This is a genomic window from Lactococcus petauri (genome assembly GCF_002154895.1).
In the GTDB taxonomy this organism is placed as follows: Bacteria; Bacillota; Bacilli; order Lactobacillales; family Streptococcaceae; genus Lactococcus; species Lactococcus petauri.
This window is the reverse complement of the sequence record NZ_MUIZ01000006.1, coordinates 142,033-168,851: the sequence shown is the minus strand read 5'-3', so window position 1 is coordinate 168,851 and position 26,819 is coordinate 142,033. Positions and strand designations below refer to the sequence as shown.

Genomic DNA, 26,819 nt, shown 5'->3' with positions numbered 1-26,819 from the left:
TCCCTTCTCACTTCTATCCCATATTTACTGAGACTGAATTTCTTATTTTCGATAAAGATACTTCAATTATACTACATTTTAAGGTACAATAGCCTTATCATGAAATCTTATTTTGTCTATGTTTTGCGTTGTGCTGACGATACGCTTTATTGTGGCTATACAGACGATGTTACGAAACGACTGGAAACCCATAACTCTGGTAAAGGTGCTAAATATACTAAAGCACGTCGTCCCCTTCAACTTCTGACTTCCGTTGAATTTTCAGATAAGAAACACGCCTTAAAATGCGAATGGTGGTTTAAGCATAAACTCAACCGTTCACAAAAATTAAAATTAATTAAAGAAAGAGCAATCAAAGAAACTTTTGAAAAAGAACTTCTAGCTAAAGAAAAGGGATAAAACATCCCTTTTTTCAGTTTAATTATAAAAAGCAAACTCAAGTTTGCTTTTTATAGTTTTTCCAGTTTAACAGCTGTACCGTAAGCAGCAACTGAGTCCACATTACCAAATGTCGAAGAGTCAAAACGCATAGCGAGAATTGCATTAGCACCTTTATCTCGTGCTTCTTCTGCAAGACGTTCAATAGCACTCTCACGCGTTTCATGCTGGAGTTTCGTATAGCCGGCAATTTCTCCTCCGACAATCGTTTTTAATTGTTGTCCAGTACTTGAGAAGACGTTACGTGAACGAGTTGTTAAACCAAAAACCTCACCGTAGACCTCAACAACACGATAGCCAGGTGCATCATTTGTAGTTAAAATTAGCATATCTTTCATTTACTTACTCCTTTATAAGTTACATTTTGTCCAAAATTTCATGGATGATCTCATGCGAATCTAGAACATTTGTTTGTTTCATCTGTTTCATAAGTTTATCTCTATTATGACCATCAAAATGAGTTACTGCTTCAACCATGTCAAAAACCAAACTTTCAAAACCACGATTATATGTGGCACTTTGCCAACCATTAATTCCGATTGTTTGCTTGTCTAATCCAGTAAGGATTTCTAACTCCGTAAGTTCTGATAGACGATAGGTTCCACTGCTTGCTTCGACCGTAAATTCCTCAGAAAAAGCGCCTGAAGTCAAGTTCATGCTGGCGATGCCCATACAAGATTGCGTTCTCAGTGTGACTATCACACGTGAAAGTTTTTTGTCCGGCGTCATCGCTAATTGATAACTGTAACGTTCAATCTCGTCATCAAGCAAGTAAATCAACGTATCCAAAGGATGGATAAAAATATCATACAAACTAAATTGTACTTCGTCGGCATTATTTGCTAAATTTTTACTTATCTTGATAAAGTTTTTTTGATTGACCTCTTTAAGTTTGTCTGTCATTGGGGCAAAACGGCGGTTAAAACCGATAACAAAGAGGACATTATTCTCCTCAGCCAAGCGATGAAGTTCTTGGACCTCATCAAAGTTTTCGGAAATTGGCTTATCCATCATGACATGTGTGCCTGCACTCAAATAGCGTTTTGCAAGCTCAAAATGTTGAGCCGTGGCTGCATGGATGACGACCATATCACAAGTTTCCAACGCTCCTAAATCCGTTGTCGCATATTCAAACTTGTATTTTTTTCGAATCTCTTCAGCTTTTTCCCAAGTTCGCGAATGCAAAATAAAACGATGCTCGGCTTGCATTTTTGCATAAACGGGCAGATAGGCCTTACCTGCGATATTTGATGTTGCACCAATTATTCCAATAATCATATAGTCTCTCTAACTGTCTTTTGAATAAATGACGATAAGCTTGCCTTGAGCAATTTTTAACTCCATCGTCTCACTGATAAAAGCATTACTTGCGTAGATGTCCGCAAAGTTATCCTCAGCTTTAAGTGGATATTTTGCGTTTTTAATCTCTAAACTTCTTTTTGTGCCGACCTGAACAATGCCCAAATATGGATAGCCTTCAATCTTGCGAATGGTATGCTGCCCTTGAGTCAGATATTTTACAAAATTTTGCTTATCCTTCAAAGAAATCCTTTCAGGATAGTCAAAATTCAGAGGCAGGTACACATTGGTCAAATGATGGTCAAGCCTTCCACCAAGGGCACCAATAATCATGATTTCTGCATCTGGAAAACGCGAAAGCACCTGATCTAAACCAGCTTCTAAATCCGTCTGGTCCTTCTCTGCTGGAAGTTTAACAAGTTCATGAGCAGCTTCTGATATTTTGTCGAATTCTTCCATACTTACAGAGTCAAAATCACCAACCGCTAAGTCTATATTTTGATGGTCTTCAAGTAAAAATACAGCTCCACGATCAATACCGACATAATAATCATAGCTTTCTTCAGGTAAGCTTGCTGGCCGTCCTGCGTGAATAAGTACTCTCATCGCTCATCCCCGCTGCCCGCTATTTTGCCTCTCAGCTGACGACTTTCCAGTTTATTTAAGTTGGCTTGAGCGACTTGTTCCAAATCAAGCCCCAGATAGCGCGCACAGGTTGCTACATGCCATAAGACATCACCTAATTCTTTTCCCAAAGCATTTTTATCATCATCTTTAATAATGCCATCCTGATCACGGATGATTTTTTTTATCTTATCCGCAACTTCTCCTGATTCCCCTGCTAAACCGAGTACCTTATCTAAAAAAGCAAAATTTACCCGCTCAATATCCGCTAGAGGACCATTGACATCAAATTTTATTATTTCCTTTTGATAATCCTTAAGTTCCATAGATAAGGTTCCTCCTTTAATTCTCCCTCTTATTATATCAAAAACTCCACTGAAAAAGGATGTTTCACCCCTTGGTTTTATACAAAAAAGCCCTCAAGTAACTTGAGAACTTTTATTTAAGCTTTAAGGGCGAATACGTCCAAGCATACGTGGGAATGGAATAGCTTCACGGATATGTTGGTTACCTGTAATAAAGGTTACCGCACGTTCCAAGCCAAGTCCAAAACCAGAATGTGGCACAGAACCGAATTTACGTAAGTCAAGGTACCAGCTGTACTCTTCTTCTGAAAGCCCGAATTCTTTTACTTTTTCAACCAAGTAATCATAATCTGTCGCACGTTCTGAACCACCAATGATTTCACCATATCCTTCTGGCGCGATAAGATCGGCACAAATCACAACATCTTCACGTGTTGGATGTGGTTTCATGTAGAAAGCTTTAATCGCTTTAGGGTAGTTGATGATAAATGTTGGCACACCATAGTAGTTAGAAACAAATGTTTCATGTGGTGAACCAAAGTCATCACCCCACTCGATATGATCATAATCATTATTTGCTTCTTCTTTTTGAAGAAGTTCAATCGCATCATCGTAAGTGACACGTTTGAATGGTTCATTGACATATTTTTCCAATAAATCAATGTCACGTTCCAAACTTTCTAAAGCATAACGTTGATTTTCCAAGACTGATTTGATCAAATGTTTGACATAAGCTTCTTGAATATCCAAAGATTCTTCATGAGTTGTGAAGGCCATTTCTGGCTCAATCATCCAGAATTCTGTCAAATGACGACGCGTTTTTGATTTTTCAGCACGGAAAGTTGGACCAAAGGTAAAGACTTTGCCAAATGCCATCGCACCCGCTTCTGCATAGAGCTGACCAGTTTGTGACAAGTAAGCAGGCTGTCCAAAGTAATCTGTCTCAAAGAGTTCTGTTGTTCCTTCAGGAGCTGAACCTGTCAAGATTGGACTATCAATTTTAACAAAGCCATTGGCATTGTAAAACTCATATGTTGCACGAATAATTTCGTTACGTACAAGCATGATAGCATGTTGCTTGCGGCTACGTAGCCACAAGTGACGGTTATCCATCAAGAAATCTGTACCATGCTCTTTTGGTGTGATAGGATAATCCACAGATCCACCAACGACTTCAAGGTCTGTGACATCAAGCTCGTAGCCAAATTTTGAACGTGAATCTTCTTTTACAATCCCTGTTACGATTACTGATGTTTCTTGAGCCAAGTGTTTGATTTCAGTGAATTTTTCTAGTCCTGCTTCTTCACCAAATTTTTCAATCATGTTTGGTTTGAAAACGACAGCTTGGAAATAAGCTGTACCATCACGGAGTTGGAGAAATTGCAATTTTCCTTTTCCTGATTTGTCTGCAACCCAAGCGCCAATTTTGATTTCTTCTCCGACGTGGTCTTTCACATCGATGATTGATACTAAGTCTTTCATAAATAATTCCTTCTCTTTTATTAATATAAATCTTTGTCTATAAATTTCTCTAACCAGATTTCTTTCAAAGTTTTCAAATCTTCTTTAAAAGCTTTTGGTGTCTGTAATTCATCTTTTTTAAGCTCTTCCAACACCAGGAGCTCAAAGTCATCAGACTTCCAATCTTTGTCAATGGCTAGGGGAACACCAATACCTGTTTTTCGTGAAAATTCAAAGCGATTTTTCAAACCAGGTAAATCTGGTGCTATATCAAGATAAAACTTGTTTTTTGAAATATTTTTATAAGCTACAACAGCACCAAGCTTTTCTTGGAGCTTATAAGCTGATTTTGCTTCTTTTTTATCTATCATGCGACTCTTCCATCCAAATCCGAAGACGTTTTACTGCTTCTGTCAAACTCTCAAGGTCAGTGGCATAACTCAACCTCACATGTACGGGTGACCCAAATCCTTCCCCCGTCACCAGAGCCACTCCAGTTTCTTCAAGAATTGCTGTCGCAAAATCCGTAACATTGTCATACCCTTTCAGTGCCATTGCTTTCTCAACTTTAGGAAAGAGATAGAATGCACCATTAGGCTTAATAGCCTCAAAGCCAGGAATTTGATTGATCATAGGATGTATCAAGTTTAGCCTTGATTCAAATGCTGTACGCATTTTTTCGACTGCCGCTTCATCAGAATTAAAGGCTTCGATGGCTGCATATTGAGCAACTGTACTTGGGTTTGAGGTCGTTTGACCTGCAATCTTCGTCATTGCTGCAATAATTTCGCTATCACCAACTGCAAGTCCAATACGCCAACCGGTCATCGCAAAGGTTTTCGATACACCATTAATGACAATCGTGCGTTGACGAATCTTCTCTGATAAGGATGAAATAGCTGTAAACTCGCTTTTATTATAAACCAGTCGGTGATAAATATCGTCTGCTAAAATTAACAAATCATTAGCCACAGCCCAATTTCCCAAGGCCAGTAATTCTTCTTTTGAATAAATCATTCCTGTTGGATTGGATGGACTATTTAATAAAAGCACCTTCGTCTTTTCGGTTTTTACTGCCTCAAGTTGTTCAACTGTGATTTTAAAGTCATTTTCTTGCAAAGTCGAAACGACAACAGGTTGACCTCCTGACATTTTGACTTGATCCACATAGCTCACCCAATACGGGGCTGGGATGATGACTTCATCTCCTTTATCTAAAACACTTTGGAAGAAGGCATAAAGCGCAAATTTAGCACCCGTGGTAACTAAAATTTCCTTATCTTCAATGGCGTAACCATAATATTTATCCCAATAATTACGCACAGCACTTTTCAACTCAGGTAAGCCAGAAGCTTGTGTATAGAAACTTGCCTTGCCTGAATGAATAGAATCAATAGCTGCTTCACCGATTAATTCTGGGGTGGAAAAATCTGGCTGCCCTAAAGTTAAATCAATAATATTTTTTCCTTGGCTTGCGAGATCTTTAGCACGCTTCGCAGCAGCTAGGGTCACAGACTCTTCAATATTTGAAACAAAATCAGATAGTTTTTTCATAAATTACAACAGCTCCTTACCCGTCTTGAAATCATAAAGTTTAAAACCTTCACGACTATTTACCTGCCATACTGGCTGATTTTTATAAAGGGCCAAGACAATCGATGTCGTATTATCCGTCTGAAGCGTTTCGGGCTTAACACCTGTTGCCATGTCAATAACTGTTAAATTTCCCCCTTTTTCAGGGATTAAAACACCTATCTCTTTGCCTTTTTCAGTTTTGCCAAGTAAAGAATAATCTGTGCTATCTGTAGTTGCAATGTCAAAAGCTGTTGGAGTTTTCAGCTCAGTTTTATCCTTTGCTATAGCAATTGCAGCGCTTCTTGCTGTATTATAAGGGCTGATTGCTCTCCAGATAAAGAGGCTTATCGCAATAAAACCTGCCAGAATTACCGTTAAAATACCGATAATAATCTGTGTATGCAGAGTCATTCGTCTTCTTCTCATAGCCTACCTTTCTGTCCTTTAGATAATCTATTTAATTATAGCAAAAAAGCAGCGAAATTGCTTCTCTACAAAGGTCTTCTGCCGGAAAAAGTTAAATCCATAATTTTCCGTAGTCTTGTCACTGAAGAATTTCGGTGTCTTTTCTTAACTTCTTCTTGGACTTATCTGTATCGAGTATCACTTCACATCAGGAATTCAAGAATTTTTTCCACTAATTCACTATTTTCAAGTGTTTTAAGCGGCGCAGTTTGCGCAAGATTTTTACGCATTCTTTTCGCATAAGATTTTCCTGCTAATCGATTGTCAAGAATCACAACTTTGGAATACTGATTATGGCGCCGATTGACACGTCCAAGAGCTTGCTGCAACTTCAAAGTTGCCATAGGGACATTAAAATCGTAAAAAGGATTATTAAAACGTTTTGCATACTTTTTCGTTAAAATATCATCTGGCGTAGCAAAGGGCAGACGGGGAATCATCAAAACAAGATGATCTTGCTTCTCAAAATCCACACCCTCCCAGAAGGAAGATAAGCCCAGAAGAATCTGCCCTTCTCCTTTATCAAATTTTTTCTTGATTTGTGCAGCAGTCCCATTAATATCTTGAGCCAATACATCCCAACCTTCAGCGGACAGTTGTTCTGCTACAAAAGTTAAAGACACTTTTGCTGTAAAGAGAACGACAACTTGAGCACCCAGCTCAGCAACCTCGGAAACTCTATCCGCAACATAATGCGCGTAAGCCATAACACCTGTATTTTTGATATGCGGCCCATCAGACACGATAAATATTTCTTGGTTATCGGCGGGATGGCTGTCAAATTTGAAGAAACGATAGTCCTTAAAGCCCAAAAGTTCTGGGAAAATAGGTTTGTCTTCTGTCAGAGATAAGGTTGCTCCCAGCATATATACTTTAGTTCCTGAAGGTACCAGTTTTTCAAAATTATAAAAATCCGTACTTGAAGCGTGAACCATATCTCCCTCGCGCCAAATAAAGTTCTGCTCTGGATGTTCAAAAATTTCAGCCAGTTCTTTTAAACCAAGCTCTCTCGCATCAAGAGCGATTTTCTCACTGTCCAACTTTTTATTTTTGAGCTGAAATGTCAAACTTTCCACAAGGCGTTTATTTAAATGCGAATTTTCTATATCGACGGTTTCCAATTGCTCCGAGATTTTAACTGTTTTCTGATTGGCTCTTTCCAGTGTTGTGAAGAGTTGCTGTGCTTCATCCACAACCAAAATACGTTCCTGTAAGAAAGTCTCAGGATAATCTGCAAGACGTTCAATTAGGTAAGCATGATTGACGACTTTGACTTGCGAAATTTCAGCTCGGCGTTGTGCTTTCAGCCAGAAGTCCTGTTCATAATGCAGTTGTTTATTGTTAACATAGCCATCATGCGCAATCTGAGCAAAGTACTCCTCATTGGTCATCACTTTGGAGAGCTCGTCTAGCTCCCCTGTAAGCGTCTCCGTCAACCAAACCAAGATTTTCATCTTAAAAATTTCGAAGTTTTTTCCTTCAGTATTTGCCAGCAAAAGCCGTGAAAATTTTTCTAAAGAAATATAATTCTTCGTTCCTAAAAGCTTAGAGAAATTCACACCAAATTTTTCTTTAAGAATAGGTGCTACACCATGAATCATCTGATTTTGTAGAACTTTAGTCGGCGTTGATACAACAATTTCCCGTCCTTCTGCAAGCAAAGGTAAAAGATAAGCATATGTCTTCCCGATGCCAGTGGGGGCTTCAATGAAAGAAGGGCGACTTTGTGTAAGTTCTTCTTTTATTTTTTCGGCAATCTTTTCTTGATTTTTCCGGACTTTAAGACCCAAACGAGAGATATTTTTAGCAAAAGAATTGGCAAGGGGCTGTCTGTTTTCTTTAACTTTTTCTCTACGGATAGCAATATTATGAACCACATAAAGATGCTCAACGTTGAGTGATGTATAGGGCAGTTGCTCTTTTAAGAATTCTTTCGTCTCATAGAGTAAGCTGTCCGAATGGCGAATAATCTCCTCTAAAACAGCACGCGGAAGCTCTCGAATCTTATCTTGCATCTTAAGCAGTAACTCTGCTGTAGCTAAAGCATCTGATAAAGCAGCGTGAGGCTGATCGTGACGTAAGTCTAGTCGCTCACTAAGAGCTTCCATTCCATACTTTTCAAAGCTAGGAAAAAGAACTCGTGCCAGCTCAACGGTATCTACGCGCGGTAACTCCAAATCCAAGCCTAAAGGAAAAAGACTTTTCATTAATAAAGAGTAATCAAAACGTGCATTGTGAGCTACAAAGATGGTACCTTCCAATTTTTGGCGCACTTCTTCTGCAACTTCTGAAAAGTCTGGTGCTTTTGACAAGCGACGGTCAGACAAGCCTGTAAGGTTAGCAATTCTCGGCAAAAGCGACTCATGTGGGTTGACATCTGTCGTATAAGTGTCTACCACTTCTCCACCCTCGACTAGCACAATACCTATTTGGATAATTTTATTCTGCGAGCTGTGCGCATCGGTGGCTTCTAAGTCCACCACAGCATATCGAGTCATTTTTTTACCTTTCAACTTCTATTTATTTTTATAAGGCTTTGCTTTACTTGGCCGTTTAAAAATAGATCTTTATAATTATACCAAATTAGATGCAATGAGGACAGCACATAGTTGCGCTTCTCAACATACAGCAACTTTGCCCCGCCACTTGATTCGTCAAAAACATGATTTTGCAGTAAGAAGACTGTGAAAATATCGCAAAGTACACTGGTATATGCATTTGCCTTGACACCTCGTGTTTGATTAAGCGCCTCCTGCGCTAAAACTAGACTCCAAAAATAGTTTTTCTTTTACAAATGCTTCAAATTAGAGTAAAATTAGAGTATAGTAAAAAAAAGAAAAGGAGTCCCACTATGCTCGATAATTACAAAAAAATCCTCGTTGGTCTTGACGGTTCTGTAGAATCAACAAAAGCCTTTGATAAAGCTGTTGCCACTGCTCTTCGTAACGATGCCGAATTAGTCATCGCTAACGTCATTGACTTGCGTGCATTTCAGTCTATCTCTGCTTATGATTCTGTCGTAGCTGATGATACACATAAAGGTGCTGAAAACCTCATTAATGACTTTGCAACTGAAGCGAAAAACGCTGGTGTAAAAACAGTAACTACTCGTGTCGAATTCGGCTCACCAAAAGTTATGTTGGGACAAACACTTCCAAAAGAAGAAAACATTGATCTTATCGTTCTTGGTGCAACTGGTTTGAGCTACATTGAACGTATCTTTATCGGTTCTGTTGCTGACTATATCATTAAAAATGCGCCATGTGATACCCTTGTCGTCCGTAAATAATTGTTATATTTCGTCCTCTCGTTGAGAGGTTTTTTATTAAGAAAAAGCACCGCAAAAGCTGCGGTGCTTTTATTTTTCAATCTTTGTCCGGAGTTTCTCAAGGATTAGTTTGTTTATCCCTTTAGGATTTTGAGCCTTCAACATAGCGTATGCATAGCTGAAACTGAAAGGTTTGGGCGCATAAGCGATATAACGCGCTTGCCAATCACTTGGATTCCATTTTTTCTTGGCTTGATAAAGCCCTTTGAAGCCATAGACACCATTCATATTTTCATAAATAAACTGGAAGAGCTGCGTTGTAACTTTGCTACTGTCCTCGTCATCTTGAATATTTGCCAAAGGGCAGAGACCGAGATTTCCCCAAGTTACTCCCTCCTCGCGCATTGTTTCAAAGGCTTGGAGAAGACACACTTCCATAGAACCATTAGGTACTTGCGCTCGGCGGCGCGTAACATCAGCCATATAACCTCTTTCCTCGCCTTCAGCATAAGGAACAAAAATTACAAAAGCCAACATTTTTCCCGCTTCATCACGACTGTAAAAATAACGGCGACCGAGAGGATTTTCTAAAGCCAATCCTCCTAACATAAAGCCAAGCTCGGGGCCTTTGGAGCCAAACCATTCATCTGAGATTTCTTGAAGTTCATTTTCAATTTTTATATCTCGTTTTGCGTTTGGCTTGTATTCTTCAACAGTAATGCCTATGCGGCGCGCGTGATTGATATTGGCACGAACCTTTGCTGTTTTCTTTCCTTTAAGGTTAAAGTCTTCTAAACGTAAACAGGCATCTTCACCAATCTTAATCATCGAAAAACCATACGATTCATAAGCAGGGCGCATCGTTTCTGTAATGTCCATAAACAAGATTTTCCATCCATTACGACGAGAAAAGTGAACCAGTTCTCCCATAAAACGAGCAGCATCTTTAGGGTCACAAACGATATCGCCACAACCAACGAGTACATTGTTTACGACGGTATACGCCAACATCCCCTCGACAGTAACACTGAAGAAATAAGATTTTTGACCATCAATAGTCATATAAGCCATCGGATTTTGACCATATTTTTCAACAAGTGCGATTGCTTTTTCTTTTTCACGCCCGCTCAATATCGGGTAATAAACCAATGGTTTTAAGATATAATAGAGTGCCAACATCACACAAATCCAAGTGATGATAATCAGGCCAACCATATAAAAACCATGTACATGAGAATTAAAATGCGCTTGGCGGATGTCCATTGTAAAAAGAAAATGCAAGGATTGCTTAAAGATAGAATAGACATCTGGATTTCCTAAATAATCGTGTTTCAAAAAACTTAAACTCAGTAAGGTGTTAAAGAAAGCCAAAACAAGGGGGATGAAACCAAGAAACACTGCCTTTTTTGCATAATTACGGTCCATTGTTCGACTAAAATCACGATAAGTAAGTCCGAGAACAACCAGAATGATAAGTGAAAGGAGTGAACCAATACTAAAAAACCTTTGAGTAGAAATAAAGTTCAAGCGCAGAATGACAAATTGAACGACGATCGTAATAATCCAAGCTGACCTTACCCGTCGGTAGAGATTGAGAGAGACCAAAAGGCCCAAAAGCCCTAAAGCAAAGCCTAAAATATAATGCGGCATGAAACTATAGGAAGGAAAATACTCTCTCAAAACAGGTGATCGATGCAAATAAAAAGCTAAAATTGCTCCAATATCAATCACTACGGACAGGAAGATTGCTAAATTTTGTGCAAAAATACGTAATCTATACATGAATAACTGTTCCTTTATGATAACTTGTAATTGTTAAACGATCACAGCATGTCCTTTTTGCGTAAAGCCCAAACGACAATGCCACAAAATATAAGCGTTAACCCTAAGATGGCCCACATGACCCAACTGATTTCCTGGCCAGGTATGGGGACATTCATTCCATAAAAACCGACAACAACACCTGGAATACCCAAAACAAAGGTTGCTGAAGTCATGATTTTCATGACAATATTCAAGTTGTTGGACACAATATTTGAGAATAAATCACGTAGATTTTGTAACAGTTTAAGCTGAATACGTGTTTCCGTGTAGGCCTGATCCGTTTCAATATAAATATCGTAAATTTTATCAGCAAAACCATCTTCATCTTCTTCACGCAGATAATCAATAAATTTCTTCAACACTTCGAGATTATTGTTCAAAGCATCTTCAAAATAAATAAGGCTGGCTTGAATACCAATCATATCAACAATTTGATCATTTTTTGTTGAGTTCTTGATTCCTACCTCAAGCCGACGACGACGGAGACGAAATTCCCGCAGATAATCATGGAAGTCATGTGTCATTTGATACATAACCTGATAAATAATTTCATGCTTATAGCGTGTAGAGCTATATTCTCTACCGAATATATGTTCTCCCTTAATGTCATGATTTAAAGCTAAAATGACCGCTTCATTTTTTGTCCAAATCAAAGAATAAGGAAATGTCCCTACCTCGCCATAGCTTGATGAGGCTGGATATTGTAAAAGTATCAGATTATTATCGATATCATCCGTTTCAAAACGGGCGTTTTCATAATCATCGAGAATGCCGCTAAGGTAGTCAAAGGGCAGTTGAAAGTACTCCGAGACACTACCAATTTCTTCGCGCGTCGGATTAAGTACGTATGTAAAATTCCTCATCTCTGCCGTAGAGACTAGCCGATGTTCAGCTGACAATTCATAGTTTTTAATCATAGTTATATTTTAACAGAAAATCTCTTAAATAAACGTCTCAAACGCTGTTTTCTCCCATGATTTTCACCTTACTTTTTTGAAAGCATTTTCTAAACCAATCAAGCCATGAAAAATATGATTTATGCTACAATTAGCTTAAAGTTAAGAATGTTCTGACATAAAATTTATTTTAAGGAGGATTTCATATGTCGACAATGGTTTTCGTCAACTTTCCGGTCTCAGATATTCAGTTTTCCACAGTCTTTTATGAAAAGCTTGGGTTCAAAAAGAATCCTGATTTTTCAGACGACTTAGTAAGCTGTATGGTCTGGGATGAAAATTTCTATATCATGTTACTTTCGCATGAGCGCTACCAAACATTCATTGGTGATAAAACAATCGCTGATACACACAAAGTGAGTGATGCCCTTGCTGCCTTTACTCTTCCAAGTGCGGATGCTGTCAAAGCATTCGGCAAACTTGCCAGTCAAAATGGCGGACAATCCCTTCATTTAGAAAATGGCATTCCTGAGGACGTCATGTATGGTCTTGAAGTTCAAGATCCAGACGGTAACTGCTTAGAGCCTGTATGGATGGCTATGTGAGTTAATACTTTTCCTACAAAAAAGACAGGATGTAAATCCTGTCTTTTTAATTCAATTGACTTAAGTAATCATCTGTAGCTTTAAAGAAAAACAACTTTATTATCCATTCGAACGGTGCCTAACTCGTTTGCTTGAGCATCATTTGCCCAAAAGGAAAGATAGCTTTCTTTCCGGAGATATCTACCAGATTCGGCAGTTTTGTAGAAATTTTGCTGAGAAACTATTTTTCAAATAAAACCTTGCTATACTGTTCCCCCTCAAGCATATCATATTGAATCAGCTCATAATCTTCTAACATTTCTTGATGAATACTTGTTTCCTTGTCCACTTTTTCAAGTTTATCCACAAACTGATAGAATACAGGAACTTTCGTATTTCCTTCTTTCATTGCTAATACAGCTAACCCTTCTGGTGTAACAGATTTGCTAACATTTTCACTCTTACGATTATGGTTTTTCCATACAAAATAAGGTGTTGAATGGTCATTAATGAGTTTATTTTCATCACTTTTGACAGGATACTTCATATAAACTGAATTATCAAGAGCAGGGTAGTGGTCGCCATACATGATAACAGTCACATTCCTATCCAAAGCTTCCAAAGACTGAATAAATGTTCCGAGCGCTTCATCTGTTTTCTTCACTCCTCTCGCATATAACGCTAACTGTTTTTGTTCGGCATTCAAATTATTACCAGAAATTAAGACATCCTTATTTTCTAGTTTTCCTTTTAAATCTTCTGTATAAGGGTAATGGTTTTGCATACTCAATCCGTGAACAAGAAGGTTCTTTTCAGTAGAAGAACTCACTTCATTTAGTATCTGATCAAATAAAGTATAGTCGCTTAAATACCCTTCAGCATAATAGACAGCTGAACTCGTTTCCTCCATTTTCAAGAGGTCTTCTCTGCCAGTAAACTTAGAAAATCCTAGGTTGGGTAGAACGTCAGCACGGTGATAACCTGTTTTCATATGCGTATGTATGGCGATATTATCACCTTTATATTGAGCAATACTCTGGTTTCTATCTGGATTTTGATTCATATAATCAAAGGCATTTATTTGTTGATTAAAAAATGAATAACTAAAACCAGTTAAGACACTGAACTCAACATTTGTTGTTCCACCACCAAACATAGTAGATTGTAAATAACCACCTGATGCATTTTGTAGTTTTCGAAAATTAGGCATGGGATCTTCTTTCCATGATATACCAGAAAAGCTTTTAGGATCTGCTAAAGATTCACTCAATACAGTAATAACGGTCTCATCGTCTTTACCAAAATTTTTCTTTGTAGAAAACTCTTCTTCATATTTTTTTACAATTTTCTCCATCTTCTCTTGAGAATACTGATTCAAAATTCCACTAGAAGACATTGCATCTACTTCTCTACTACTAATAAAATACACTAAACTTCCCTGTTCCTCAAAGCTTCTGGAATGAACTGTGGTCACAAAAACTTTTCCCACCAATACTAAAATAGTTACTAATCCTATCCCACCTATAAGTATCTGTCTCATCCGTGTTTGAAAGGTCAATATAGATATTTTCTTCGGGTGCATAAAGTAAAACAGTAACACCACAATAACAAAGGATAAAATAATATAGGGATAGTTTTGTTTCAAGTACATGTTCCATACAACATCCCAAAAAAGTCCACTGTTAAAGTCGGCCCACATGACAGGTACACCAGTCGTATTCATTTTAATTGAAGAGCCAATATAAATTAACGCATTTATAAGGGAGAATAGCAGTAAGCCGAACTGGTATTCGAATATTCCTACTAACACAATAGATAAACTCGTTAAAAGTAAAGCTGTAATCAGCATAAAAACTATGCTTTCCATTGTTATGCTATCTGCCAAACCAGAGTGCATGTAACAAATGGAAAAAAATAAAATCATAGTACCTTCATTTATTATGCGTATCCTGCTTGAATGAAATAATTTATAAAAGGAAAGTAAATAAATTGTCTCCAGTACTATTATAAGTATACTTAAAAGTATAAACAAAGGTTATTCCTCATTTGTATCAAGTAATTTTTAGTATAAACTACTTGATAAATTCTTTCTCTAAAATTTCCATAATCCTTTCTGATGAAAGTCCATCGCCATATGGATTTTGTGCTTTAGACATCTTCATATATTCACTTGTACTTTCTAAAAGAATTTTTATTTGTTTCTCAACCTGTTCTGTTTCTGTTCCGACCAGCTTCAGAGTTCCTGCTTTTACTCCTTCTGGACGCTCTGTTTCATTTCGTAAAACCAGAACTGGCACACCTAGTGAAGGGGCTTCCTCCTGAATTCCTCCTGAATCTGTTAGAATGAGAAAACTACGAGCGGCTATATTATGAAAATCATAAACTTCTAATGGTTCAATTAAATGTACATTTTCCACATCATCAAACGCTTCTTTCGCTGCATGACGTACGATGGGGTTAAGATGGACTGGAAAGACCACCTCCACTTCATCTTGGTAATCCTTTGCAATATTTTTGACAGCGTCAAAGACATCCAACATGGGTTGTCCTTGATTTTCCCGACGATGCATTGTTAACAAAATTATTTTTTTGTCCGTTTTCCCGATTTTCTCAAGAAGTGGATGATAATAGTTTGTTTTTAGAGTGTATTGCAATGCATCGATAACTGTATTACCTGTAATAAATATTTTTGATTCCTCATGGTTTTCCAAAAGGAGATTTGCTTTACTTTTTTCAGTAGGAACAAAGTATAAATCAGAAAGTACATCTGTTATCTGTCGATTCATTTCTTCTGGAAAAGGACTGTATTTATCCCAAGTTCTTAATCCTGCTTCGACATGCCCGATTGGGATTTGATGATAGAAGGCAGCTAAACTAACAGCAGCTGTCGTTGTGGTATCTCCATGAACTAAAACAATATCGGGTTTTTCTTTTGTTAATACCTCCTCCATTTCTTCTAATATCCGTGACGTTATTTGGGACAACGTCTGCTCTTTACGCATGATATTCAAATCATAATCAGGTCGAACTTCGAAATATCCTAGCACTTGATCCAGCATTTCTCTGTGTTGAGCTGTAACAACTGTAACCGGTGTGAAAGCTGAATTATACTTCATTTTTTTGACAATAGGTAACATCTTTATCGCTTCTGGTCTTGTCCCAAAAGCAATCATAACTTTTATTTTCTTCATAACTGTAAATCCTTATCTATAATGAATAAGAAACAGCCTAACCACTCTATTGATTGTAGAGTAACTTAGGCTGATTCAATAAATATTAATAATTTTTTTTAATTAAATACTCAAGAAAAAGAAGACGAGCATTGCGACTAAAAAACCAGTGAAAGCTACATTTAATTTTAGTTTTTGTTTATTTTGTTTTCTCATTTTTTATCCTTTTTTATTTCTCAAATGATGCACTATGTGCTGTTTTTTTCCAGTTGTTTTGCGGCTTAAACCATGTAAAGAATCCCACAATTTGCGCAAGCATATAAGTTAATGAATTCCATATGAATGCAACGATCAAGCGAAAGTAGAATAGAATACGTGCTACAATCCCATCTTTCTTTTCAAAATATGGCTCTGCCTCTTGAACAAAGTAAATCGTCGGCAAAATTAGGAAGTTCAAGATTTCAATAACCACCCAGAATCGGAGCAGTGAGAAAAGATCAGGGAAATAAGCAAACAGCCTACTATCTAAAGCTGAAAAAATCAAAATCATCAAAAATGCTATTGGACGAACCATCGAATAAGAATAGAACAAAGTCTCTAATTTGCTAAGAAACTCACCAAAAGAACGAGATTTGAACATAGTTTTAATTTGCTTAAGAGTTGTAGAAAAAGCTACAAACCAATGTCCCTGAGCCCAGCGTGTGCGCTGATTATGACTCGCAATGAATGAGTTAGGCTTTTCATCATGTACTATCGCAAAATGATTCCAGCCACTTTTCTTCCCAGCCATCGAAAGTTCCACTTGGAGTTCAAAATCTTCAGTATAGCTCCGTGGATTCCACCCTCTCTCGGCTAAATATTCCGTATCAAGAACAAAGCCAGTTCCGCCAATCGCAGCATTCCAACCTAAACGATAGTTTGCATATTGTACTGCACGGTTAGTGATAAAATATACAGCCGCATAGCCAGAAGCAGTTATTGATGAGGCGACATTTTTCATTCCTAAATATCCCTGAACTGCAGTAAATTCTGGATGAGCAATCAACTGCGAATTCATTTCTTTTAAATAGTTAGAATCGACAATATTATCTGCATCAATAAAAGCAATATAATCATAATTTTTCCAATGATTCGATGCAACGTATCTTGCAATGGCATGTGGTTTCCCACGCGGTTCATCAGGTTTCGAAATATTTTCAAATAGTGTAACCTGATCAAAAAGATTTAAAATATCTACAGTTTTGTCTGTACAGTTATCCGCAATGACTACAATATCATAAAGAGCATTGTCATAGTTTTGAGCAATCAAACTTTCAACTGTTTTAGCAATAACTGCTTCTTCATTATGAGCTGGCACGACAAAAACAAACTTCTTTTTGTCAGCAACAATCCTATAATCTCTTTTAGGTTTTTTCAATCCAAAAATTGAAAGAGATGTGAAATAGACAAGATTAGCAAATACGATAATTACTAAGATTATACTTATCCATTTCAAGGGTAGAAATAAATAATTAGGTAGGGTAAACATTTTTCTCCTTACTTCCATAAAAAAGTGTATCATTTCTGAAAATGATACACTTGTGATTAACAAAGTTTTTATTTAAGAACTTCTGTCAATAGTGTTTTTCCGTCAGCATCAGTATAAACTAATTCATAGGTATATTTGGCTTGATCTGAGTATGCATTTGGCACAATCGCTTGGAAAGATTGTGATTCATCTACATCTACAGGAATTCCCCATGAGCTTGCGAAGTTTTGAATGTTACGTGTGTCGACTGTTTCTCCTGATGCATCTTTGATGATTAATTTCTTAGTCACATCTGTGAGTTGAGCTGATGTATTCACATAACCTTCAAAGACCAATTGATCAGAAGTGTTCCAGTATTTATTAAAGACTTGAACTGAAGCTTCTGTATCTTTAGTGATAGTGAAACCTGGTTTGTTATCAATAACTTTTGGTGTTACAGTATTACGTTCAATAACAACTTCCTCAAGATCTGCATAGTTGTCATGCATAGGACCCATGAAAGAAACTACCTGATCCAAAGCTAAATCAATTGTTTCTTTAGTTTCTCCGTCAATGGCAACCGTTAATTGAAGTGTATACTCACCCGCATCAAGTTTACTCAAAACATCATTGCTAATAATAATTTGGTAACCGTTATAGCGTGATGAATCATACCAGTTTGTATTTGCAGCTTGGATTCCCTCTGTTACAACTTCACCAGTGGTGTGATTTACGAGTTGTGCTGTTTTTGTTACACGTGATCCATCTGACATATCCCAACCTTGATTGTCAATTTGACCTTCATAGACTAAGCCATAATTTTGCCAATAACCGTTTTTGAAGTTAGAAGCAGTTGTAAAGACTTGTTCTTGAACTTTCACAGAAGTTTCTGAACTGAGTTTATCTTCTTTACCTTCTTGATGCCCTACAACTTGCACAGAAACAGTTTGTCCTTCTTTAAGATCTACTGTTTCAGGTAAGGCAATAGTATAGCCAGCTTGGTTAGCCTCTACTTTATTGCGTGCTACTTCTTCTCCATCAACCTTAGCGATGATTTCATAATTTCGGCCATAAGAACTGTCTTCCTTTGGAAGTTCTCCTGTAATGCCATCAGCATGAGCGAAGATTTCATCTAGGGAAGCCGGAGCTACAGTCCATTCATCATAGTGAGACGAATCGCTGACAATTACTTCATCTGATGTTGCAGTTTTATCTGCCTTACCGCTTTGGTGACCAGTTACTGTAGCTGTAACTTTATCACCTTCTTTTAGTGAAATTTCTTTTGTTGCAAAAGTGCCATCAGCAGCAACTGTTGCAGCTCCTTGTGTCTCACCATTTACAAAGACTTCTACATCATAGGTGCGGCCAAATTCTTTATTTTGTTCACCGATAGTACCAGTAACAGCTACTTTACCATCTTCCAGTGCGTTAACAGTTGGTTTGTTCACTTTCCAACCTGCATAGTTTGAAGCATCACTAACGATTACTTCAGCTGATGTCGCTGTTTTATCTGCTTTACCATCTTGGTGACCAGTTACTGTAGCTGTAACTTTATCATCTTCATTGAGGACAATTTTATCAGCTTTAAAACTTCCATCGGATGCAACTTCTGCTTTACCTTTAGAAATGTTATTTACAAAGACTTCGACGTCATAAGTGCGACCAAATTCTTTGTTTTGTTCACCAATATTACCTGTGATTTCTGTGTCAGTATCTTTCAGTTGATTTACAGTTGGTTTGTTCACTTCCCAACCCTCATAGTTTGTGGCATCTGTAACAGTTTCAACTGTCGCTCCACTTTCTTTATCTTCACGATTATCTTGCGACCCAATCACTGTGGCAGAAACTTGTGAACCTTCTTTTAAGGCCACTTCTTTAAGTTCAAAAGAACCATCCGCTTTTGGTTTAACATAAATTGGTTCTCCACCGTCAATTGAAAGTGCGGCCTTATATGTCCGTCCTGCTTCAATATTTTGCTCACCAATATTACCTGTAATTACAGTATCTGTATCTACCATTTTATTAAGCTGAGGTTTATTTACTTCCCAAGAAGCATAACCTGTATTATCACTTACAGTTAATTCAGATTCAACGGTCTTATCATCATAGACGACATTATTTTCACCATTAGGTTGATGTCCTGTAACAACTGCTTTAATCTTATCACCATAATTCAATGTTCCCTCTTTAAGATCTTTTAAATCTGTAAGAGAGTAGCTGTAGTTATATGATTTTAAAGCAACATCAATATCTTTGTCATCAATGACAAGCTCATCACCAATGTAAACTTTAAGATCATAAGTGCGTCCAGCTGCACGGTTTTGAATCGGAACATAACCACTAATAACAGTTGCACCCTCATACAGTGGGCCATTAATTACTGCTTTTTGTACCTCCCAATCATCGTAACCTTCATTATCTTGACTCGTTACGACTGTGGTAATTTCAGAACTTTCTTTATCTGGCTCACCTGGTTGAGATCCAACAATTTTTGCTTTCACCACATCGCCTTCTACTAAACCACTAAGATATGGAACATTTGTGTCTGTTTCATCCTTAACAGCTTTATTATAAACTTCTTGATCGTTTACTGTAACAATCAGTTTATAAGAGCGGTTAAGTTGTTGATTTTGTACTGGTGCATGGAAAGGAATGATCAAGTCATCTTCATAAAGTATTGGAACAGATGGCTCCGCTACTTTCCAATCTTCCCAAGAAACAATGTTTGTTGCATCACTTGCATGTGTGGTAGCTGAATATTTTGTAGGTCGTACACCATTAATATTTTCATATTTTTCTTTACCACGTACACGTGCAGTAACCACATCACCAGGATTTAAATAACTTCCAAAGTCAAAATCCCAATCTCCTTTTTTAATAGTTTCACCACGAGAATTAGTTCCACCGTCTTCTGATGCCATCTGGATGTATTTAAACGGTGTGCCATTAACCATCAATTCAATGTCATAATCTGTAGGATGTTCATTAATTTCATCTTGAAGACCATTTCCATAGAAGTATGAATTCTTTTCAGTTAGATAATAAAGTGTCGTATCTTCTACCGGATTCTCAATCCATGAATCTAAAATGTCATCACTTGAGACACTACCAACAATTTTATTTGTGAAACCAATAGCCATCGAGTTAGCATCTGTTTTAGCTGTGATGCTATAGTTAGGTTTACGTTCTACCAGACGTCCTGTATCTTTAGCCCATTGTCCCAAATCAATATTCATATCTACTTCGATGTCAATACCAGAGGCAATTTGGACTGTATATTGTGCTGTTTTATAATAAATAACCTTATGTTTACTATCATAATTCATTGTTTCGGAACTAAACAATGAGCTTTTATCCCATAGATCTTTTTGTATATCAAAGGTTTTTGTTCCACCAAAGGCACTGTCTTTGGATCTTTTCACCGTACCACTGATATATTTTTGAAAATCTTTTGTATTAAAGAACTCATCTGCAATGTCTGAATCAATAGAAATCTCTTGACGATAAGCTTGTAATGCTGCTGTACCATTACCATGAGATTTTGTATGAATATGTAAAGTATCCGCATCTGCTTCTAATTCTTTGTACGTATCTTTGAAAGTTGTAAGACCGATTGCTGGTGAAATACCAGAGTAATTATTTGTTGTTGAATCTGCATTTAAAGCTGTAATATTTGCTCCAGATACTTGAGTAACTGGTGTGCTAATAATTTGTTCTTGTTTCACACCTGCCTTTTTATCTTCTGTACCATAAGTTGAGCTATATGCCACAACTCCTAATATACCTGGGATAAGCAAAACTCCTGCAACGTAATATTTACCATTTTTTTTCAATCTTGAATCTCCTTTTTATTTCTTGTGATTATTTAAGAAGCGGTTTTATGTGTTTTTCAATATAATTCGGATTTTTCTGACAATTAAGTGTTGAGAAGCTAGATTAAACCTGTTTTTTTGATAAATAACGAATATGGATAATTTTTAAACATTGACTCCTAATTCTATTTAATATAAACTAAAGAAGTGATTTTTAAGGATCAACACAGCCGTTACATTTTATGAGTATCAATTAAATCCGAATTATACTGACACACCTATCATCCCTGTTATACTGGGATTTTCTAAACATTGTTACTTAAATATTAAGATTTTTTTCTAATATTTCTTAAAAAAAAGAAAAAAAATTACCACGTATCAATTCATGGCAACCTCCGTTTTTTATCTTTTTTCACCCATAAAATTGAGTACCAAAGACCAATTTTTTTAGAGTTATTGGTAAAATTTTTTTATTTCAAAGAAGTTTGATATGAAAAAATAGATGAATTCTTTAATAAAATAATCTCAGATATAATATTTTAAACAAGTATTTATATCAAGTGACCTACTACAAATAATAATAATTAAACATTGATTTACTTAACATTTTTTTGCTTCCTACAAAAAAAGACAGGATTTACATCCTGTCTTTTTTAATTCAAACGACTTAAGTATTCATCTGTAGCTTTAAAGAAAACAACTTTATTATCCATTCGAACAGCGCCTAGCTCGTTTGCTTGCGCATCATTTGCCCAAAAATAAAGATAACTTTCTTTCCCGGAGGTATCAACCGGATTCGGCAGTTCTGTAGATGCTTCGCTGATGAGTGTCTTTTCATTCAAGTCCTTATTCGTTTTACTGATAAGATTGTAACCATTGGTTTGGATATAAGCTTCTGCTTCCGCTGTCTTAGCTACAATTAAATTCTTATAGGCGCTTTGAGGTGGGACAAGATGATAGAGAGAAGAGATAGACTGTTCACTACTACTTGTTGAAGTGGAAGATGGAGTTGTTTTAACTTCAGAGGAACTACTTGAAGAGCTCCTCTCCGTTTTGGACGTCGAGGAACTAGAACTTTCCTTTGCCATCGGTGTAGCAGGTGATTGAGTAATATTAGATATCCCTAAGGCTACTATTGCTCCAAGTAAGAACGAAAACATCCCTACAATAATATACTTTTTCATCTGTTTTTTCTCCTTTATTCTATTATACACAGTTTTTTCATTCCACTCGTCTCATTTGCTCTGAAACACAAAAGAAACTCTTCTTAGCTAAAATTTTGAAAGTGTTGCCTCTGTTTCTATCCTATTTTTTGGTATAATTACTCTAGTTAAGAAAGCTCTCAAAACACATTATGTCTTTGAGAAATGTCTTTCACTACTTATATACTATCACAAGGAGACAAAATGTGAACTACAGCCATATCAAAATAGGGCAAAGAACAATCAAAACAGCAATTTGTGCAACATTAGCCATTATTATTGCACAATTTTTCCACTTAGAATCTGCGACCAGTGCAGGAATCATTGCCATTCTCTCCATTACGAACACGCAGAAAAGTACCTTACGTTTAGGCTTTATGCGTGTTTTAGGACTTATCATCGCTACTTTACTCGCCTTCATCGTTTTAAATTTATTTAATTTTACACCTTTATCTTTTGGTATTTTCTTACTTTTATTTATTCCCATCTCTGTCGCCACAAATACTAGTGAAGGTATTGTCGTAAACTCCGTTCTTTTTTCCCACTACCTTCTAGCTCAAGAAATAACTTTTCCTCTCGTAGGAAACGAGTTTTCATTAATGTTTATTGGGGTAGGTTTAGCACTTTTGGCAAACATATATATGCCAAGTAATGAAAGATTATTAGAAAACAATCTCAATATTTTAGAAAAGGAATTCAAAAATATTTCAGCACATCTCGTGATCTGTTTAAATCAAAAGCAAGATCTCCAAGATCTTGTTGCTCAGTGTGACAACCTGTTGGAACTTATCGATGCCAGCAGTAAGATTGCTACTGAAAAATCAGAGAATAATCTTTTAAGAAATAATACATTTTATCAACGTTATTTCGACATGCGCCATATCCAAATTACACTGCTCAAAGATATTATTATGAAACTAGAAGAAATAGATGTGGACAGCACACATATCGCCGAAATTTCTAACATTTTTGAAACTTTGTCACTCACCTATGCTGCACATAATGACGGCAGTGAGCTCTTAAAGAAAATAGAAAATGCTTATTCTCATTATCGTCAGATGGACTTGCCTCAAACACGTGAAGAGTTTGAAAATCGCGCAGGTCTTTTCCAAGTGCTCCAGTTGCTTGAACTACTGATTCAAGAAAAAAATACTTTTGCATTGAATCAGACCAACAATGCTTCCTAAACTGAGAATATAAAAAAACCTTGTTACTCATATGAGCTAGCAAGGTTTTTTATATCTGCGTTATCACAAGTTGCGCTCCGACATGATCCTCTAAGATAATGCTCTTACTTCTTGTTTCATAAGTCCTTTCTGCTGCCTCCAGTCTTTCCAAAAGTGCTTCATAATATTCTTTTCCAACTTCAATCTCCCAAGCTAAAATACCATTTTTTTGTAGGTTTCGTTTTTCCAAGCTTGTTCCTTCCCAGAGATTTGTCGCAAAGTGATGATGGTAATGATTTTGCGAGTAAAAATGAGCTGTATTACCCACTCGCGCAACTAAATCCGTCTGAAGTATATTAATAAAGAGTGTATCAGCCTGTGCGAGAGAATTTCCTGTGAAATGGAGATGTCCAATACTCATTTTTGCCGGATAACCAAATGTTCCTTCTTTTTTTGTTGCTAAAACAGCCTCAACATCAACAGCAAAGGTCCCCATTTCCACCTGCCCCTCATCATCCCACTTCCAATTTTTCGGATCGCGGTCATGATAGAGCTCTATTCCATTTCCTTCAGGATCACTAAGATAGAAAGACTCACTTACGAGATGATCCCCCGCTCCTAGCGGGTATTTTGCCTTAATGAGTCGTTCAATAAGTCCAGCTTTTGAGGCACGATCGGGAAAAAGAATAGCATAATGAAAAAGTCCGGTTGTTTTTTCTGTACTAGAAATTCCCCCAAACTCAAGTTTCAAAAAAGGAACTTCTTTTTCTCTGAATGAGTAAGAAAGTGTATCTTCTGTTTCTTCTGCAAGATAAAAGCCTAATAATTCCTCATAAAAATAACGCATAACTTGTCGATTGGAAGCTTTCAAAGTAATAGTTTTAATATTAAAGGGTTGGGTGTACATAATTATTCTCATTTCTTTTGAATTTTACTTCGTTCTTTATATGTTGTTAGTATATCACTTAAAATTCAGAAAGCAAAAGACTTTGTTTACAAATGTAAACAAAGTCTTTTGTCGCTCTAAATTTATTTTGAGTCTTCTTTTGCTACAGGAAAGTCTTTGGTCCCAAAGTGCGTAGCAATGGCTCCACCACCATATTTTTGATAGCTTACAGTAGAAAATCCAGCCTTACTAAATAACAAAGCCAAAGCTTTTGCATCAGGAAAATTCTCCGCAGATTTTTGAAGCCATTGGTATTCTCTCAAAGACTTGGCAAAGACCTTACCCAGAAAAGGCATCACTTTTTTAAAGTAAAATTCAAATGCTTGCTTGTAAATAGGCAAAGTCGGATGAGAAGTTTCAATACACACTACTTTTCCTCCGGGTTTTAAGACACGGAAAATTTCTCGTAGTACTGTGAGATAGTCAGGAGTATTTCTCAAGCCGTAACCAATCGTAACTACATCAAACATTTCCTTTTCAAAAGGAATAGCCATAGCATTTCCTTGAATAAATTCAATGTTGTTGTTGTCTTTTTTATCAAGTTTAGCTTGGGCAACTTTCAGCATATTTTCAGAAAAGTCTAAGCCCACGACCTTACCCTTCTGACCCACAGCTTTTGAAAGGTCGAATGTCCAATCCCCAGTACCACAACACAAATCCAAAATAGTCATGCCGGACAAATTCCCCATTTTTTTCATGGTTTTATCCCGCCATAAGTCATGCTGTTTGAAACTTATGATTGCATTCATTTTGTCATAATCAGTGGATATATTATTAAATATTTCGTGTACACGTTCTTCGTTAACCTTATTCATGTACTCATTATAGCATAAGCTAACCTTTAGACCATTGCCTCTTGTCTCTCAATTTGCAAACAAAAAAAAACATTCCTCCTATGTTTAAAAATTAAGCATAGAAAGAATATTTCTTAAAGCATTAGTTGCTCTCTAAACCTTATTTTTTAAGGTTGTAGAATGCGTTAAGACCTTTGTAAACGGCAACTTCACCCAATTGGTCTTCGATACGAAGCAATTGGTTGTATTTAGCCATACGGTCTGTACGTGAAAGTGAACCAGTTTTGATTTGGCCAGCATTTGTAGCAACGGCGATATCTGAGATTGTTGAATCTTCAGTTTCACCTGAACGGTGAGAAACGATAGCTGTGTAACCAGCTTCTTTAGCCATTTCGATTGCTTCAAATGTTTCAGTCAAAGTACCGATTTGGTTAACTTTGATCAAGATAGCGTTCGCAGCTTCTTCTTTGATACCACGTGCCAAGTAAGAAGTGTTTGTAACGAAGAAGTCGTCACCAACGAGTTGAACTTTGTTACCCAAACGTTCTGTGAGGGCTTTCCAACCATCCCAGTCGTTTTCGTCCATACCATCTTCGATAGTGATGATTGGGTATTTGTTAACCAATTCTTCAAGGTAATCGATTTGTTCTGCAGCAGTACGTTTAGCACCACCTTCACCTTCGAATTTAGCGTAGTTGTAAACGCCGTCTTCGTAGAATTCTGAAGAAGCACAGTCGAAACCGATCATAACGCCGTTTTCACCAGCTTCGTAGCCAGCAGCTTCGATAGCTTTAAGGATAGTTTCTACACCATCTTCAGTACCTTCGAAACGTGGAGCAAATCCACCTTCGTCACCAACTGAAGTTTCAAGACCACGAGCTTTAAGGATTTTCTTCAATGCGTGGAAGATTTCAGCACCCCAACGAAGCGCTTCTTTGAATGTAGGTGCACCAACTGGTACGATCATGAATTCTTGGAAAGCGATTGGAGCATCTGAGTGAGAACCACCATTGATGATGTTCATCATTGGAGTTGGCAATACTTTAGCGTTGAATCCGCCAAGGTAGTTGTAAAGTGGAACACCGAGTTCATCAGCAGCTGCACGAGCAACAGCGATAGAAACACCAAGGATAGCGTTAGCGCCCAATTTACCTTTGTTTTCTGTACCGTCAAGAGCGATCATTGCACGGTCGATAGCTTGTTGTTCAGTAACTTCGTAGCCGATGATAGCTTCAGCGATTACGTTGTTTACGTTGTCAACAGCTTTTTGAGTACCAAGACCGAGGTAACGAGATTTGTCACCGTCACGGAGTTCAACAGCTTCGTGTTCACCAGTTGAAGCACCTGAAGGTACCATACCGCGTCCGAATGCACCGTCTTCAGTGTAAACTTCAACTTCGATTGTTGGGTTACCGCGTGAGTCAAGGACTTCGCGAGCATAAACATCAGTAATAATTGACATTTTTATCTCCTTATTGTTTTA

The 26,819-nt window shown here is 37.1% G+C and carries 23 protein-coding genes; 4 read left to right on the top strand and 19 right to left on the bottom strand.

Annotated elements, in window-relative coordinates; translation table 11 throughout:
• Positions 1 to 99: 99 nt before the first annotated feature.
• The gene (locus BZZ03_RS09725; RefSeq protein WP_019294312.1) at positions 100 to 399 is read left to right on the top strand and encodes a GIY-YIG nuclease family protein; all 300 of its coding nucleotides are present in this window, start codon (positions 100 to 102) and stop codon (positions 397 to 399) included.
• Between the two features lie 50 nt (positions 400 to 449).
• Here BZZ03_RS09725 and BZZ03_RS09720 read toward each other — a convergent pair whose 3' ends face one another.
• The 9 genes from BZZ03_RS09720 to BZZ03_RS09680 all read right to left on the bottom strand — a co-directional run bounded on the left by BZZ03_RS09720 (position 450) and on the right by BZZ03_RS09680 (position 8,665).
• Positions 450 to 776 (bottom strand): heavy metal-binding domain-containing protein, encoded by a 327-nt coding sequence (locus BZZ03_RS09720; RefSeq protein WP_019294313.1) that lies wholly within the window; start codon positions 774 to 776, stop codon positions 450 to 452.
• A 19-nt stretch (positions 777 to 795) separates the two neighbouring features.
• On the bottom strand, positions 796 to 1,716 hold the full coding sequence (locus tag BZZ03_RS09715; protein WP_086583158.1) for a Gfo/Idh/MocA family protein: 921 nt from the start codon (positions 1,714 to 1,716) through the stop codon (positions 796 to 798).
• A gap of 9 nt (positions 1,717 to 1,725) precedes the next feature.
• On the bottom strand, positions 1,726 to 2,343 hold the full coding sequence (locus tag BZZ03_RS09710; RefSeq protein WP_086583157.1) for a thiamine diphosphokinase: 618 nt from the start codon (positions 2,341 to 2,343) through the stop codon (positions 1,726 to 1,728).
• On the bottom strand, positions 2,340 to 2,687 hold the full coding sequence (locus BZZ03_RS09705; RefSeq protein ID WP_086583156.1) for a nucleoside triphosphate pyrophosphohydrolase family protein: 348 nt from the start codon (positions 2,685 to 2,687) through the stop codon (positions 2,340 to 2,342). Before BZZ03_RS09705 ends, BZZ03_RS09710 begins: the two co-directional genes overlap by 4 nt.
• Before the next feature lie 123 nt (positions 2,688 to 2,810).
• On the bottom strand, positions 2,811 to 4,148 hold the full coding sequence (asnS, locus tag BZZ03_RS09700) for an asparagine--tRNA ligase (protein WP_019294316.1): 1,338 nt from the start codon (positions 4,146 to 4,148) through the stop codon (positions 2,811 to 2,813).
• Positions 4,149 to 4,168: 20 nt separating this feature from the next.
• A complete protein-coding gene (locus BZZ03_RS09695) occupies positions 4,169 to 4,498 on the bottom strand; it encodes a GIY-YIG nuclease family protein (protein ID WP_003133012.1) in 330 nt (109 codons plus the stop codon).
• Positions 4,488 to 5,681 (bottom strand): pyridoxal phosphate-dependent aminotransferase, encoded by a 1,194-nt coding sequence (locus tag BZZ03_RS09690; protein ID WP_019294317.1) that lies wholly within the window; start codon positions 5,679 to 5,681, stop codon positions 4,488 to 4,490. The genes BZZ03_RS09695 and BZZ03_RS09690 overlap by 11 nt, the downstream gene beginning before the upstream one ends.
• A 3-nt stretch (positions 5,682 to 5,684) precedes the next feature.
• Complete coding sequence (locus tag BZZ03_RS09685) at positions 5,685 to 6,128, bottom strand: cell wall elongation regulator TseB-like domain-containing protein (RefSeq protein WP_086583155.1); 444 nt, start codon at positions 6,126 to 6,128, stop codon at positions 5,685 to 5,687.
• 182 nt (positions 6,129 to 6,310) lie between these two features.
• Positions 6,311 to 8,665 (bottom strand): helicase C-terminal domain-containing protein, encoded by a 2,355-nt coding sequence (locus BZZ03_RS09680; protein WP_086583154.1) that lies wholly within the window; start codon positions 8,663 to 8,665, stop codon positions 6,311 to 6,313.
• 353 nt (positions 8,666 to 9,018) lie between these two features.
• Between BZZ03_RS09680 and BZZ03_RS09675 the strand changes: the two genes are divergently transcribed.
• Positions 9,019 to 9,456, top strand: coding sequence for a universal stress protein (locus tag BZZ03_RS09675; protein WP_003133021.1), 438 nt, complete (start codon positions 9,019 to 9,021; stop codon positions 9,454 to 9,456).
• Positions 9,457 to 9,525: 69 nt separating this feature from the next.
• Here the strand turns inward: BZZ03_RS09675 and BZZ03_RS09670 are convergent, their stop codons facing one another.
• Together BZZ03_RS09670 and BZZ03_RS09665 are read right to left on the bottom strand one after the other, a co-directional pair.
• The gene (locus tag BZZ03_RS09670) at positions 9,526 to 11,217 is read right to left on the bottom strand and encodes a bifunctional lysylphosphatidylglycerol flippase/synthetase MprF (protein WP_086583153.1); all 1,692 of its coding nucleotides are present in this window, start codon (positions 11,215 to 11,217) and stop codon (positions 9,526 to 9,528) included.
• A 41-nt stretch (positions 11,218 to 11,258) separates the two neighbouring features.
• Entirely contained in the window at positions 11,259 to 12,176 is a 918-nt protein-coding gene (locus BZZ03_RS09665; RefSeq protein WP_003133025.1) for a magnesium transporter CorA family protein, read from the bottom strand.
• Between the two features lie 185 nt (positions 12,177 to 12,361).
• On the opposite strand from BZZ03_RS09665, the gene BZZ03_RS09660 reads away from it, so the two are divergent.
• The gene (locus BZZ03_RS09660; RefSeq protein WP_086583152.1) at positions 12,362 to 12,760 is read left to right on the top strand and encodes a VOC family protein; all 399 of its coding nucleotides are present in this window, start codon (positions 12,362 to 12,364) and stop codon (positions 12,758 to 12,760) included.
• A 220-nt stretch (positions 12,761 to 12,980) separates the two neighbouring features.
• On the opposite strand, the gene BZZ03_RS09655 is transcribed toward BZZ03_RS09660, so the two are convergent.
• The 5 genes from BZZ03_RS09655 to BZZ03_RS09635 form a co-directional block, all read right to left on the bottom strand.
• Positions 12,981 to 14,663, bottom strand: a complete 1,683-nt coding sequence (locus BZZ03_RS09655) for an LTA synthase family protein (protein ID WP_086583151.1) — start codon at positions 14,661 to 14,663, stop codon at positions 12,981 to 12,983.
• A gap of 148 nt (positions 14,664 to 14,811) precedes the next feature.
• Complete coding sequence (gene wecB / locus BZZ03_RS09650) at positions 14,812 to 15,930, bottom strand: non-hydrolyzing UDP-N-acetylglucosamine 2-epimerase (protein ID WP_086583150.1); 1,119 nt, start codon at positions 15,928 to 15,930, stop codon at positions 14,812 to 14,814.
• 208 nt (positions 15,931 to 16,138) lie between these two features.
• Positions 16,139 to 17,326 carry a glycosyltransferase family 2 protein gene (locus BZZ03_RS09645; protein WP_225210286.1) on the bottom strand — a complete coding sequence of 396 codons (1,188 nt, stop codon included), beginning with the start codon at positions 17,324 to 17,326 and terminating at the stop codon, positions 16,139 to 16,141.
• A 179-nt stretch (positions 17,327 to 17,505) separates the two neighbouring features.
• Entirely contained in the window at positions 17,506 to 21,249 is a 3,744-nt protein-coding gene (locus BZZ03_RS09640; protein WP_086583148.1) for a hypothetical protein, read from the bottom strand.
• A gap of 632 nt (positions 21,250 to 21,881) precedes the next feature.
• On the bottom strand, positions 21,882 to 22,412 hold the full coding sequence (locus tag BZZ03_RS09635) for a hypothetical protein (protein WP_086583147.1): 531 nt from the start codon (positions 22,410 to 22,412) through the stop codon (positions 21,882 to 21,884).
• Between the two features lie 224 nt (positions 22,413 to 22,636).
• On the opposite strand from BZZ03_RS09635, the gene BZZ03_RS09630 reads away from it, so the two are divergent.
• Positions 22,637 to 23,617, top strand: coding sequence for an aromatic acid exporter family protein (locus tag BZZ03_RS09630; RefSeq protein WP_086583146.1), 981 nt, complete (start codon positions 22,637 to 22,639; stop codon positions 23,615 to 23,617).
• Positions 23,618 to 23,666: 49 nt separating this feature from the next.
• On the opposite strand, the gene BZZ03_RS09625 is transcribed toward BZZ03_RS09630, so the two are convergent.
• From BZZ03_RS09625 to eno, 3 genes are all read right to left on the bottom strand, one after another.
• Positions 23,667 to 24,503, bottom strand: a complete 837-nt coding sequence (locus BZZ03_RS09625) for a VOC family protein (RefSeq protein ID WP_086583145.1) — start codon at positions 24,501 to 24,503, stop codon at positions 23,667 to 23,669.
• Between the two features lie 122 nt (positions 24,504 to 24,625).
• Positions 24,626 to 25,357: a demethylmenaquinone methyltransferase gene (locus tag BZZ03_RS09620; RefSeq protein WP_086583144.1), complete on the bottom strand. Its 732-nt coding sequence runs from the start codon at positions 25,355 to 25,357 to the stop codon at positions 24,626 to 24,628.
• Between the two features lie 139 nt (positions 25,358 to 25,496).
• Positions 25,497 to 26,798: a surface-displayed alpha-enolase gene (gene eno / locus BZZ03_RS09615; RefSeq protein WP_003133057.1), complete on the bottom strand. Its 1,302-nt coding sequence runs from the start codon at positions 26,796 to 26,798 to the stop codon at positions 25,497 to 25,499.
• Between the last annotated feature and the right edge of the window lie 21 nt (positions 26,799 to 26,819).

Excerpts from the sequence above, each read along its gene's own strand:
- BZZ03_RS09725 (WP_019294312.1), top strand. The coding sequence starts at position 100 with ATGAAATCTTATTTTGTCTATGTTTTGCGTTGTGCTGACGATACGCTT.
- BZZ03_RS09720 (WP_019294313.1), bottom strand. The coding sequence starts at position 776 with ATGAAAGATATGCTAATTTTAACTACAAATGATGCACCTGGCTATCGT.
- BZZ03_RS09715 (WP_086583158.1), bottom strand. The coding sequence starts at position 1,716 with ATGATTATTGGAATAATTGGTGCAACATCAAATATCGCAGGTAAGGCC.
- BZZ03_RS09710 (WP_086583157.1), bottom strand. The coding sequence starts at position 2,343 with ATGAGAGTACTTATTCACGCAGGACGGCCAGCAAGCTTACCTGAAGAA.
- BZZ03_RS09705 (WP_086583156.1), bottom strand. The coding sequence starts at position 2,687 with ATGGAACTTAAGGATTATCAAAAGGAAATAATAAAATTTGATGTCAAT.
- asnS (WP_019294316.1), bottom strand. The coding sequence starts at position 4,148 with ATGAAAGACTTAGTATCAATCATCGATGTGAAAGACCACGTCGGAGAA.
- BZZ03_RS09695 (WP_003133012.1), bottom strand. The coding sequence starts at position 4,498 with ATGATAGATAAAAAAGAAGCAAAATCAGCTTATAAGCTCCAAGAAAAG.
- BZZ03_RS09690 (WP_019294317.1), bottom strand. The coding sequence starts at position 5,681 with ATGAAAAAACTATCTGATTTTGTTTCAAATATTGAAGAGTCTGTGACC.
- BZZ03_RS09685 (WP_086583155.1), bottom strand. The coding sequence starts at position 6,128 with ATGAGAAGAAGACGAATGACTCTGCATACACAGATTATTATCGGTATT.
- BZZ03_RS09680 (WP_086583154.1), bottom strand. The coding sequence starts at position 8,665 with ATGACTCGATATGCTGTGGTGGACTTAGAAGCCACCGATGCGCACAGC.
- BZZ03_RS09675 (WP_003133021.1), top strand. The coding sequence starts at position 9,019 with ATGCTCGATAATTACAAAAAAATCCTCGTTGGTCTTGACGGTTCTGTA.
- BZZ03_RS09670 (WP_086583153.1), bottom strand. The coding sequence starts at position 11,217 with ATGTATAGATTACGTATTTTTGCACAAAATTTAGCAATCTTCCTGTCC.
- BZZ03_RS09665 (WP_003133025.1), bottom strand. The coding sequence starts at position 12,176 with ATGATTAAAAACTATGAATTGTCAGCTGAACATCGGCTAGTCTCTACG.
- BZZ03_RS09660 (WP_086583152.1), top strand. The coding sequence starts at position 12,362 with ATGTCGACAATGGTTTTCGTCAACTTTCCGGTCTCAGATATTCAGTTT.
- BZZ03_RS09655 (WP_086583151.1), bottom strand. The coding sequence starts at position 14,663 with ATGATTTTATTTTTTTCCATTTGTTACATGCACTCTGGTTTGGCAGAT.
- wecB (WP_086583150.1), bottom strand. The coding sequence starts at position 15,930 with ATGAAGAAAATAAAAGTTATGATTGCTTTTGGGACAAGACCAGAAGCG.
- BZZ03_RS09635 (WP_086583147.1), bottom strand. The coding sequence starts at position 22,412 with ATGAAAAAGTATATTATTGTAGGGATGTTTTCGTTCTTACTTGGAGCA.
- BZZ03_RS09625 (WP_086583145.1), bottom strand. The coding sequence starts at position 24,503 with ATGTACACCCAACCCTTTAATATTAAAACTATTACTTTGAAAGCTTCC.
- BZZ03_RS09620 (WP_086583144.1), bottom strand. The coding sequence starts at position 25,357 with ATGAATAAGGTTAACGAAGAACGTGTACACGAAATATTTAATAATATA.
- eno (WP_003133057.1), bottom strand. The coding sequence starts at position 26,798 with ATGTCAATTATTACTGATGTTTATGCTCGCGAAGTCCTTGACTCACGC.